11 protein-coding genes are annotated in these 12496 nt (G+C 47.5%); all 11 read left to right on the forward strand.

Annotation, left to right across the window (positions count from 1 at the left end):
• The first annotated feature begins 244 nt into the window (after positions 1–244).
• The 11 genes from M2137_RS13635 to tnpA all read left to right on the forward strand — a co-directional run bounded on the left by M2137_RS13635 (position 245) and on the right by tnpA (position 12441).
• Positions 245–493, forward strand: a complete 249-nt coding sequence (locus M2137_RS13635) for a hypothetical protein (protein ID WP_280767004.1) — start codon at positions 245–247, stop codon at positions 491–493.
• Positions 494–664: 171 nt separating this feature from the next.
• A complete protein-coding gene (locus M2137_RS13640; protein ID WP_280767005.1) occupies positions 665–1378 on the forward strand; it encodes a ferredoxin family protein in 714 nt (237 codons plus the stop codon).
• Positions 1375–2592 carry a radical SAM protein gene (locus tag M2137_RS13645; protein ID WP_280767006.1) on the forward strand — a complete coding sequence of 406 codons (1218 nt, stop codon included), beginning with the start codon at positions 1375–1377 and terminating at the stop codon, positions 2590–2592. The genes M2137_RS13640 and M2137_RS13645 overlap by 4 nt, the downstream gene beginning before the upstream one ends.
• A 46-nt stretch (positions 2593–2638) precedes the next feature.
• Positions 2639–4141 carry a polyprenyl synthetase family protein gene (locus M2137_RS13650; protein WP_280767007.1) on the forward strand — a complete coding sequence of 501 codons (1503 nt, stop codon included), beginning with the start codon at positions 2639–2641 and terminating at the stop codon, positions 4139–4141.
• A 12-nt stretch (positions 4142–4153) separates the two neighbouring features.
• Entirely contained in the window at positions 4154–5041 is an 888-nt protein-coding gene (locus M2137_RS13655) for a prenyltransferase/squalene oxidase repeat-containing protein (RefSeq protein ID WP_280767008.1), read from the forward strand.
• Between the two features lie 29 nt (positions 5042–5070).
• Positions 5071–6789, forward strand: a complete 1719-nt coding sequence (locus tag M2137_RS13660; protein ID WP_280767009.1) for a prenyltransferase/squalene oxidase repeat-containing protein — start codon at positions 5071–5073, stop codon at positions 6787–6789.
• Between the two features lie 2 nt (positions 6790–6791).
• Positions 6792–7997 carry a PQQ-binding-like beta-propeller repeat protein gene (locus tag M2137_RS13665; protein WP_280767010.1) on the forward strand — a complete coding sequence of 402 codons (1206 nt, stop codon included), beginning with the start codon at positions 6792–6794 and terminating at the stop codon, positions 7995–7997.
• A gap of 48 nt (positions 7998–8045) precedes the next feature.
• The gene (locus M2137_RS13670) at positions 8046–9245 is read left to right on the forward strand and encodes a PQQ-binding-like beta-propeller repeat protein (RefSeq protein WP_280767011.1); all 1200 of its coding nucleotides are present in this window, start codon (positions 8046–8048) and stop codon (positions 9243–9245) included.
• An 82-nt stretch (positions 9246–9327) separates the two neighbouring features.
• On the forward strand, positions 9328–10755 hold the full coding sequence (locus tag M2137_RS13675; RefSeq protein ID WP_280767012.1) for a PQQ-binding-like beta-propeller repeat protein: 1428 nt from the start codon (positions 9328–9330) through the stop codon (positions 10753–10755).
• Between the two features lies 1 nt (position 10756).
• The gene (locus tag M2137_RS13680) at positions 10757–11764 is read left to right on the forward strand and encodes a hypothetical protein (protein WP_280767013.1); all 1008 of its coding nucleotides are present in this window, start codon (positions 10757–10759) and stop codon (positions 11762–11764) included.
• A gap of 248 nt (positions 11765–12012) precedes the next feature.
• Entirely contained in the window at positions 12013–12441 is a 429-nt protein-coding gene (tnpA, locus tag M2137_RS13685; RefSeq protein WP_280767014.1) for an IS200/IS605 family transposase, read from the forward strand.
• The last annotated feature ends 55 nt before the right edge of the window (positions 12442–12496 follow it).

Raw genomic sequence — 12496 nt, forward strand, 5'->3', positions numbered from 1 at the left:
TTCGTTCCACATTTATTGCTTGTGCATATCCATTGATATGAATTATGTAGAACAAAAGTGTTATAATAGATACTAACCTCATAAAACTGATATTTCTTTATGTACAAAGGTTCACAAAAAAAATCAACTACTCCACTACCCAAATGTGTAGAATGTATATAGGTCAATTAATTGGGGGCTTCACTTGTCTAAAAGGTTAACTTATTCATCGTTGTTGTATAACTGTCGCGACTCACAAATAGCCATGACAAAAGCGTATGCCTACTTCGATTCCATAGATGTCATGCCCGAACGACGTCAGGAATTCAGAGAACAAATCAACACGCTGTATGCCCTCAACGACTTCAAAGGAGATAACGGCATAAAGCTCCACTACGGCGTGAAGGGAATACCCAACTACTTCATCATCTCGCCCGAAGGCAAGATCATTGAAACCTGGATGGGCTATGGCGAAGGAGTTCTTAAAAAGAAGATGCAGGAATTTATTCTGTAAAAATTTCCTATTTCACACTACCGTCACAAAAAATCATATTCTCTTTTCGCCTTTATCCCTCATTTTTCCCTTTTGAGGGTAGAATGTACACTGATTTGGATATTTATTTGCATATTAGCGTGGATTATCATGCTATTAAGCGATTCTGTAATACCAAAATAGATAAAATAAATGCTACATAAGAAAGTGACGGTTTGTGCCTGTGTGTCGCGTTCGTTTATGGATAAAGAGAGAGTGGCCGAAGTCACTGCCATCATGCGGAAAAAGGGGTATGAGGTTACAGTTGTGGCCGATCTTTGTAAAGAGGTGATGACAAGGTCTGCCGATATGGAGCGAATTGCCTCGGGCATGATACTGGCATGCCATACGCGGGCAATACGTTCTCATCTCGATTGGTTGGGATTGAACAATGACCAACTATTCGACCTGCGCGGGAATGGCACCTCAACAATCCTATCCCAACTATCTATCTCTGCACAGGATATCGAAGAGATTCCGGAGAAAGAAACTATACTGCGGGAGATCGAGGCTTTCCCTGTTGAAAACGGAACGGATGCCTGGTATCCGGTACTCGATAAAACACGGTGCATTGAATGCGGTAAGTGCCATGATTTTTGCCTTTTTGGGGTTTACACCATAGAAAACAAACAGGTGAAAGTTGTCCAACCTCAAAACTGCAAGAACAACTGTCCGGCCTGTGCCCGGATGTGTCCCAGTAAAGCAATTATCTTTCCGAAATACGAGAAATCGCCCATCAATGGGGGAACAGCCGAAGAGGAGACCTTCAATCCGGAAGAGATGGACAATATGTATCGGGAGCGACTGCAGATGCGCCTGCAACAACGGCGGGCGGGTATTCCGTTGGTAAAAAAAGAGATACCATGAAAACAAAAGACTATATAGCTACGGCCAAAGCGGCGTTTCGGGTGCCACGGGAGTGTGCCCCGCGCCTGGTATGGAAGTTTATGTATAACTTCGGATGGCAGAGTATGCGAAACATCAGCCGGTTTGAAAAAAGACAGGCGAAAGGTGCTCCCTTCTTCCCGGCTTTTGTGATGATATCCATCACGGAAAGTTGCAATCTGGCGTGTAGCGGTTGCTGGGTGTCGGGAGGAGGCAAAAAGGCGCTTACACCACAACAGTTAGACGGTATCATTACCAGTAGCAAGCAAAAAGGCTCTTTCTTCTTCGGAATTCTGGGCGGAGAGCCTCTTATGTATAAAGGGCTATTGGATATTATGGAAAAACATTCCGATTGTTATTTCCAACTATTCACAAACGGAATCCTATTGACGGATGAGGTGGCTATGCGTCTGCGGAAGATGGGAAACGTGACACCGCTTATCAGCATCGAAGGATTACAGGAGGAAAGCGATGCCCGCCGAGGAAAAAATGATGTGTTCGGAAGAACAATGGACGGCGTGCGTGCCTGCCGGAAAGCAAAACTGATATTCGGTGCGTCGGCCAGTATATGTAAAAGCAATTACAACGACCTGGTAAACAGGGAGTATATCGAATGGATCGCCCAACAGGGGGCACACTACCTCTGGTATTATATCTACCGTCCGGTGGGTGCCGATCCGAATGCGGCAAACGCATTAGACAAAGAAGAGGTGACCGAATTGCGCCGGTTTATCGTAGAGCAACGACGGAATGCTCCCCTGTTCATTATCGAAACCTATTGGGATGATAAAGGCAAGGCGCTCTGTCCCGGAGCGACCGGCATGAGCCACCATATCTCGCCGTCGGGAGCGGTGGAGTTTTGCCCTCCGATTCAGATGGCAACCGATTTCATCAATGCGGACGCCTCCAACCTGGTGAAACTGTTTGAGGACTCTGCCTTTCTGGCTGATTTCCGAAAGATGACGGCCGACAGTTCACGGGGTTGCATCCTGTTGGAAGACCCGCAAAAGATGGTGGCGTTTCTGGAAGAACATAACGCTATCGACACCACCAGCCGGGCAACCATTCTCGAAGAATATAAAAAGATGACTCCTTTGCCCGGACATAACCGGGAAGGATATGAAATTCCGGAAGAGAATGTTTTCTATAAAATGGTGAAGAAAAAGTATTTTTTTGGTTTTGGAGCTTATGGATAACACAGAAATATACAGGATCCCACAGACATATCAGGAAAGGAAGTGTTTGCGGAGCCTTATTGATGCCTTTGTCAACACACAGCCGTTCGGCCCTCCGTTATCCATGGAGGATTTGTCGGACTTATCCGACCGGCTGATTGCCGACCATACGCTCGACCCGGGTTTCAAGGGTTGGATCATGGTTGAGATAAACAATGGCGTATGGCGGGAAACGGTAGCATCCATTCCTTATAACAAACGAATTCTGTTATTGCCCAAATGCCTAAGCCACTCGGCTAACTGCCAAGCGGATGTCGACGAGTTCGGCCTGTTGTGTCATCGGTGTAACCATTGTTCCATTCCCAACCTGCAAGACAGGGCCGACGATCTGGGCATGATGAGTATCGTAGCCGAAGGATTCACCTCGGTGATCAGCCTAATCGAAAACCGGGTGGTCGATACGGTGATCGGCGTGGGTTGCCTCGATTCGCTGGAAAAGGCTTTCCCTTTGCTTATCAACAATGCGGTTCCCGGACTGGCGATACCGTTGAACACAGCAGGTTGCAAAGATACAGAGGTGGATTATAATTATGTTGACGAGATGATCAGCATGCAATCGGACAGGGAGGTATATCTCTTAGACTATGACCACCTCAAATCAACACTCAACAGCTGGTTTTCTTCCGAAAACCTGGACTCGATATTAACCCATGCCGACGACCCGACCTCCTCTATCGCCAGAGAATGGATAGGCGGAGAGGGCAAGCGTTGGCGCCCTTATTTATTGGCAGCTACCTATATGGCGTTAAGCGGTGAGAAAGAGATACCTCAAGAGGTAGAGCTGGCTGCCGTAGCCGTTGAATGTTTCCACAAAGCATCTCTTGTGCATGATGATATACAGGATAACGACACGATGCGTTACGGCAAACAGACTGTCAATGCGGCTTATGGTGTTCCAATGGCTATTAATGTGGGGGACATATTGTTGGGTGAAGGCTATCGCCTGTTGACCGGTTGCGGCAAGATGGAGTTGGTGAAAGTGATTGCCGATTCGCATGTTGCGCTTTGCAAAGGGCAGGGTATAGAGTTGGCGTGGAGTGTTTCACCACACCCGCTGACGATGGATTTTGTGTTGGATATTTTCTGCCATAAAACGGTTCCTGCATTCGATGTCTCATTGATTATGGGGTTGATTTGTGCCGGCGACGATCCGGAACTTCGCGAAATCCTACACCGTTATTCACGCGCACTGGGCATTGCATATCAATTACAGGATGATATAGAAGACTTTGAGACCGACGACCCGGTGGCTTTACGCCCTTCGGCGGTACTGGCTGCTCTTTGTGAGCTTCAGCCGGACGAAGAATTTATCCGGACACTTTTATATCACGAAGAGCCAAAAGGGTTCCTGTATAGGAGTGAAAACAAACCTTTATTGAATCAGGCGTTGGAAAGAGTCAGACAGATGGTGGAACAATATCACCGGGAAGCCTTGGATGTGTTGCATGACGTAACCAATATCGAACTGAAACGATTGCTTTTCCGGGTGACCAAACGCATATTGAAATAATCTGTCGAAGATGTGAAAAAAACAATATCCATACGATTATTCAAAACGCTTCTGAAAGCAAAAGCATTGTTGTCGGAAGAGGCACAGAAGCGGATGGCCGATTTTGTACTATCCCAGCGTATGGAAGACGGATCGTTTATGAATAAAAACGGTCAATCCGATCTCTATTATACGGCATTTGGCTGGATGTTATCGTATGTATTGGATATTCCCTCTGATCGTCGTCGAATGGATATGTATCTGTCGCGGCAGGAGACGAAAGAAATGGACTTGATACATTATGCAGCGTTTATGCGTTGTCGTATGATCCGGTTATTGATGGATAGCGGCGGAAGGGTTAAGTGGTTGTTCAGATCTTTTTCCGCAACGGAGATCAAACCTTTAGAGGATTTCACCGGTGTGCCGCATAACGATATACATTCACCCTATACACAGTTTATATGGTTGTCTTTATTGGAAGATACCGGCAATCGTATAAAAGACAAAAAAGAGGTTCTCCATCTATTGGAATCCTATCAGGCCGTTGCCGGTGGATATATGAATAGTACCGACGGGATAACAGCAACCACCAATGCTACCGTAGCGGCTTTGGCCATAAAAGGACAGTTTGAAGGTTACAACGATAACACAGATATACATTTCCTGTATAACTTACAGGCGCCATCAGGAGGATTTGCTGCCACCCAGGCATCTCCTTTGCCTGATTTATTATCTACGGCCACCGCGCTTTTTATGTTAAGCTGTTATGGGGTGAAGCCGAAGTATGTAGCAAAGGATTTTATTGAGGCACACTGGCTCGACAGCGGAGGATTCTCTGCTACCCTGATGGATGAGACAAGTGATGTGGAATATGCCTTTTATGGGTTGTTGGCGTTGGGGACAGATGGAGATTTTAATTGATAATTGGGAATTGATAATTGATAGATCATATGAAGGGAGAGCAAATAGATGAAATGATTGGGGTTTTGCGGGAGCAGCTTTTAGCGAAACGAACTCCGGGAGAGATATGGAGAGGGCGATTGTCGTCGAGCGCCATATCGACGTCTGTTTCTATCTTTGCGCTGCAGATGGTGGATAAGGAGAAATATGCTCCGTATATCCAAAAAGGAAGCGCGTGGCTGATCGATACGATGAAGGAGGATGGTTCCTGGGGTGATACCGTCGAAAGCCCTTCGAATATGACCGCAACCTTACTCACATACGCTTCCCTTTGTGCCGTTGGCGAAGCTCCGCAAGTCACTAAAGAGTATCTGACCGCCCGGTTCGGAGGGTATACGGATCAACATATCATCCGGGGTGTATTGGATTATTACGGTACCGACCTGACCTTCTCTGCACCTATCTTAGTGATGTGCGCCTTGGCAGGTATTATCTCGAGCTGGGACGAAATACCGCAACTGCCTTTTGAGTTGGCGGTGATGCCACAGAGGTTTTTCCGTTTCCTGCAACTACCCGTGGTCAGTTATGCTATTCCGGCACTTATTGCCGTAGGTATTCTTCGTTTCAGGAAGGGGAAAAAGAATATACTCTCCCCTATCCGCGAATCATTTATCCATAAGTCTTTACAGGTACTTGAAAAGCTACAACCGATAAACGGCGGTTTCCTGGAAGCGGCTCCACTTACTGCTTTTGTCGCCATGTGCATGAGTGGCGCGGGCTACCGCGAACATATAGCCACGCAGAAAGGGGTTGGCTTCCTCACCGATACGGTTCGTGACGATGGATCGTGGCCGATCGATACCGATCTGGCCAACTGGATGACCGCCTTAAGTGTGCGTGCCTTGGGTGATGATGTACCAAACAAAGAAGAACTGGCTACGCTTATCCGGCATAATGCGTTTACCCACAAACATCCGTTCACCGGAGCCAAAGAGGGCGGTTGGGGATGGACCGACCTGCCGGGGGCGGCTCCCGATGCCGACGATACTTCCGGTGCTTTGGTTGCCTTACATATACTGCTCGATGGTGTTTATTGTCCCGAGGTCGGGAAAGGAATCGAATGGCTATTGGATCTGCAAAACAGCGACGGTGGTATGCCTACTTTCTGCAAAGGCTGGGGCAAGTTGCCTTTCGACCGGAGTAGCCCCGATATATCAGCCCATGCCCTATTGGCTTATCAATTATGGATGGAGGCTCTACCCGACGGGCTGCAACGAAGGTGCAAGGCCAGTATGCGGAAAATGCTGAAGTGGATGCGGCAAATACAGGCCGCGGATGGTTCCTGGACACCTTTATGGTTTGGCGATCAGGATGCCGGAGATGAACGCTCACCGGTATATGCCACGGCTATGACCGTCGAATATCTTTCAGGATCTCAGGAACCCGTTGCCCATGAAATGGCTCAAAAAGGCATGATGTATCTTCTTGCCACGCAAAATGCCGACGGTGGCTGGGGTGGAGCCCGGGAGGTGCCTTCCAAAGTAACCCTGACCGCCCGCGCATTGAGTGCGCTTACCTCCTTTCCGGATGCGGACGCAACAGCCATGGATCGCGCTTACCTTTATCTCTGTCGCATGTACCAGGCCGGCGAATTGTTCCGTGCCGAACCGATCGGGCTTTACTTTTCCCGTTTGTGGTACTCGGAAGAGATGTATAATATCACGTTTGTATTGAATGCTTTGAAGAAGTATAAATTAAAAATAGTATGATCATGAAAAGAGTATTTGTCGTATGTTTTGCCTTTCTTACCCTATCCTTGTCTGCACAAGATAACATCCAATGGCGCGGAACCGACCGTACCGGAATCTACAACGAGACCGGACTCCTGAAAACATGGCCTGCCGATGGACCTCGGATGCTTTGGAAGTTTGATCAACTGGGCGAAGGATATTCGTCGGTGGCTATTGCGAACAATAAAATCTATATTGCCGGATCGATCGACGGGCAAGGAACCCTGTTTGTATTTGATATGAACGGGAAGCTCATCAACAAAAAGGTCTATGGTAAAGAATGGACGACCAACTACGTCGGCGCCCGGTGTACACCAACCATCAGCGAAGGGAAGATCTATCATTATAGTGGCGAGGGAGATTTGGTGTGTATGAACGAAAGCAATTTGGATATTCTTTGGAAGAAAAGTATTATCAATGATTTCCAAGGAGAGAACCTGCGTTTCGGCATCAATGAATCACCCTTGGTGGTCGGCGACAAAGTCATTATCACCCCGGGCAAAAAGAATAACGTAGTCGCTCTGAATAAAAACACCGGAGAGGTGATCTGGAGTTGTGCCGGAGAGGGCGACCTGGCTGCCTACTGTTCGCCGCTGTATCTGGGTGATCAAGCAGTTCCGCAGGTAGTTACGATCATGGGTAAACATGTATTGGGCATTGATATTAAAACCGGCGAGAAGCTATGGTCGTTCCCTTACAACAACCAACGTGATATTCATCCCAACACCCCTATCTACAGTGACAATATGCTGTTGTGTATCTACGGCTACGGCAAAGGATCAGTGATGCTGCGCTTGACGGATGGCGGCCGTAAAGTGGAACAGGTATGGGAAAACAAAGAGCTTGATTCTAAATTCGGCGGAGCGGTGAAGTTAGGCGACTATGTATATGCTTCGGGCGATAACAACCGGTACTGGTTCTGTGTGGATTGGAAAACCGGTGTGAACAAGTATAAAGAAAAAGGATTGGCTATGGGTAATGTCATCTATGCCGATGGGATGCTGTACTGCTATTCCGACAAAGGAGAAATGGCGTTGGTAAGACCTACTCCTGAAAAGTTCGACATCGTAAGCCAATTTCCTATCACCTTAGGTACGGAGCAGCATTGGGCACATACGGTGATCTACCAGGGCGTATTGTATGTGCGTCATGGGGATACACTGATGGCTTACCATATTAAGCAATAGTTTAGTATCTTAGCCAAGATTATAAGCATAATGAGTAAAACAAGCGATATGAGAAAGAGTCTTTTATTGATTTTATTGGCATGCTCTATTCTGTGTGCAAGAGCACAGATCAGTTGGCGCAATGACCATACGGGCGTATATAACGAAAGCGGTTTATTGAAGTCCTGGCCGGCAGAAGGGCCTAAATTGCTTTGGCATTACGATGGATTAGATCTCGGATTCTCTTCCGTCTCCATAGACGAGGGGAAGTTGTTTGTCACCGGATTTACCGATGCGAAAGGTTATCTGTATGTATTGGATATGAACGGTAAGCTGTTGAACAAGGTGGAGTTTGGCACGGAGTTTACCGGCGACAACTATCTTGGCACACGCAGTACGGCAATTCCTCACGAAGGGAAAGTATATGTCGTAAGCGGCATTGCCGAATTGTTTTGCTTCGATATGCAAACCCTGAAACTATTGTGGAAAAAGAATTACGCAGCGGATTATGGCGCCGAAAACACCAAGCATGGCTGGAACGGGCCACCGTTGATCATCGGTGAGAAATTGATCATCGCACCGGGATGCCCCACACATAATGTCCTGGCATTGCATAAAGCAACCGGCGATATCATCTGGAGTTCCGAAGGCATGAAAGGTATATCGGGATATGGAACGCCGATCTTTCTCGACGACCAGGAGGTGCCACAGATTGTCATTATGATGGGCGACCATATTCTGGGATTGGATGTAACGAATGGCAAAATGCTTTGGTCGTATGATCACACGAACCGCTTCAGCGAACATCCCAATACGCCGGTCTACAGTGATAACCAGTTGTTTTTCATGAGTGGATACGGGCAAGGCGCGCTCACGCTGCGCCTGACTGATGGCGGTCGGAAAGTAGAGACCGTTTGGGAGATAAAAGAACTGGCACATGGCTACGGCCATGCGATGAAGTTTGGAGATTACGTCTATGGTTCCGGAAACCGTACACACTGGCATTGTGTGGATTGGAAAACCGGGAAAGTCATGTATTCCGACAACAATATAGCCGTAGGTAATATCATTGCCGCCGACGGTCTGTTGTATTGCTATTCCGAAAAAGGAGAGATGGCTTTGGTCAAACCCAACCCGGAGAAATTTGAAATCATCAGTCAATTCCCTATCACCATGGGAACCGGACAGCATTGGGCGCATACGGTAATCTATCAAGGTGTCATGTATGTGCGTCACGGAGATACGCTGATGGCCTATAAAATCAAATAACAATTTCGTGTTCACCCATTGATTTTTCTATTTCACGACGAAAGTAAAAGAAGAGAAAAGGATTCTGTCCATATTTGTCCATATGAAGAAAAACAGGATAGTAGTGATCGTTACCGTTTTCACGGTTCTTCTATATACCGGTCTTATCATCGGGTGGCATCTGTATACCCCTTATGAAGATCTTACTATCCAAGCCCCCGGTGCCGACAATCGTCCCGAAGGAACCGCCCGGAAGGCCGACGATGTGTTGATCGGTGAATTCTTTATGAAGTATGAAGAGGATGCCGACGTGGGTTCCCTGACAGGAAAATGGAATAGTTTCCGGGGAGAGCAAACCAACAATATCATTCAGACAGACGATATCATTCATACGGGCGAAGAGGCATACCCTGAGATGTGGAGCATAGAGACAGGGGAAGGGCATGCCGCTCCCGTTATCTATAACGGCAGGGTCTACCTATTGGATTACAACGAACAGCTCAATTCGGACGCTCTCCGTTGTTTCTCCTTAGAAACGGGACAGGAGTTATGGCGCCGTTGGTATCGCGTACCGATCAAGCGCAATCATGGTTTCTCGCGCACGGTGCCTGCCATTGGTGATGATTATATTATCACCATCGGCCCCGAAGGGCATGTGATGTGTTGCGATCCGGTGACAGGCGATATGAAATGGTCGCTCGATATGCAAAAAGAATACAAAACGGAAGTGCCCTTCTGGTACACCGGCCAATGCCCACGGGTTGACAACGGCGTAGTTATCCTGGCTCCTGCCGGCGAAGAGGTCTTATTGGCCGGGCTCGACTGCCGAACGGGAGAAACGCTTTGGACTACGCCCAACACATTGAACTATAAGATGTCGCACTCTTCTGTCATGCCGATGACACTCGGCGGCAAGAAGACCTATGTTTATATAGGCGTAGGCGGTGTCTGCGGCGTGTCGGCAGAGGAAAATGACCGGGGAACTCTTTTGTGGAACACCTCCAAATGGCAGCCTTCGGTCGTGGCTCCTTCTCCTCTCCAGGTCTCCAGCAATCAGCTCTTTCTGGTGGCCGGCTACGGCACCGGGGGCGCACTTTTGCAGGTCGACCGTTCGGGCAACGCATGGACAGCCACGGTGACCGACCAGTATAAACCCAATGAAGGTTTATCCAGCGAGCAACAGACACCGATATTCTACAACAATATGATCATCAGTGTGATGCCAAAGGATGGAGGCGGGCATCGGGGCAAATTAGTCTGTTATTCTCCTTCCAACCTACGCTCGCCCATCTGGACATCGGCTGCCGACGAACGTTTCGGTCTCGGTCCTTACCTGATGATTAATAACCATCTCTTCGTTTTCAAAGATGATGGCGAACTCTATGTGTATGAGGTCGGGCAACGGGATTTAAAATTGCTCAAGAAGCAACGCATCATGGACGGCGCCGACGCCTGGGGTCCCTTGGCTTATGCCGATGGACGGCTGATCGTCAGGGATGCCCATGTGGTTAAATGTCTTAAAATCGGATAAGATGAAAAAGAATACGATCTCACGAAAAGAGTTTTTTCAGGTTTGTGGCTCGATCCTGGCAGGCGGCAGCATATTGGGCGGCTCGGCGCTGTTGCTGGCAAAAAGGGGTAACCCCAACCTGGCGGAGGTGGGGACAGCCTCCTCGCGTGAAACAACCGGGACATCACCCTATCGACAGGTGTCGGCATTCACGGTGCCCGATCCGATTGAAGCCTTTGAGTTGTATGACGACAAATTAATCGCCGCCGCTGCCGGTCAGCTCTATATCTATGCACAGGATGGCGCCTTATTGAATAACTTTATCATAGACAGTCACCTGCGCGATATCGCTGTGGCAAACGGATTGATCTACCTCCTGTTTCCTACCCGTATCGAAGTGTACAACGAATCCGGTGACGCTATACGCAACTGGGAAGCCTGTAGCGATGAGTCCGACTACTGCTCTTTGGCAGTCACCCCCGAAGCTGTTTTCGTCACGGATGCAGCCGCGAAGAATATCTGCCAATACACATTGGAAGGCGGTTTCCGGAGGTTTATTCAAAGCCCTAATCGCTTTATCATTCCCAGCTATTCGTTTGATATCACCTATGCCGATGGCGTGATCTATTGTTCCAACTCCGGACGTCATCAGATAGAAAGCTACACCGTCGACGGTGAATATATCGCCGCCTTCGGGCAGGCAGGAGATGCGGCGGGCATGTTCTGCGGATGCTGTAATCCGGCTCGTTTAGCCTATACCGCTTCCGGCGAGCTTATCACTTCCGAAAAAGGGAACCCGCGCATCAGTTGTTACAGCCCCGACGGAGAGTTCCGGAGCGTTCTTCTCGACAGCAAGACCCTCGGAGGAGGCAATGTAGCTTACGACGTGAAAGTATCCGGCGACCGCCTCTTCGTTGCCGGCAAGAATAAGATATCGACTTTCCGGTACGATAAAACATTGGCTGCAAAAACAGCCTGTTCCGTCTGCGGAGTAAGTAACTGCCCGCTGCGAAAAGGACTAACAATTTAATATGTAACTCTGTGTAACAGAGAGAAGATAAGTGTTCTTTGACATATTGGTTTACACGTTTTATTCGTATCTTTATCGAATGTATGCTTGTTCTATCAATTGCCGTCTGCTTTAGCTGACGGTGATAAAAAACAACAAAGAAGGCTTTAGCCGAAAGAGTGAACATCTTTTGTCCGTCGGTTAAAACCGAAGGCAATTTATTACTGAGAAATCTCAAAAAGAACCAAAAACTAAATAAACCAAACCTTATGCCATTCATTAAAATCATGCTTCACTGTGTTTGGAGCACTAAAAACAGGGAACCTTTTTTATCCGACAAAACAATCCGGCATGAATTATTCAAACATATTCTGGCGAATGCACGGGAGAAAGGCATCTTTATTGACCATATTGGAGGAGAGAAAGAACATGTCCATTGTTTGATATCTCTTGGCTGTGAGCAAAACATCTCAAAAATCATTCAATTAATAAAAGGAGAATCCTCCCATTGGTTCAATAAAATATTTGGACAAAGGCTTGAATGGCAGGACGATTATTTTGTTGTTTCGGTCAGTGAAAGTCAACTTTCAAAAGTACGGGCATATATTCTAAATCAGGAAGAGCATCACAAAAGGAAGAACTTCAATGATGAGAGTGAAGAGTTTATCAATAAACACAACTTCATGCGAAATAAATAGCTAAAAGTATTAAGACTTTGGCTAAAGCCGAAAGAGTGGGCATCTTTTGTCCGTC

The organism is Parabacteroides sp. PFB2-10, from assembly GCF_029893085.1.
Taxonomy (GTDB): Bacteria; Bacteroidota; Bacteroidia; order Bacteroidales; family Tannerellaceae; genus QVMG01.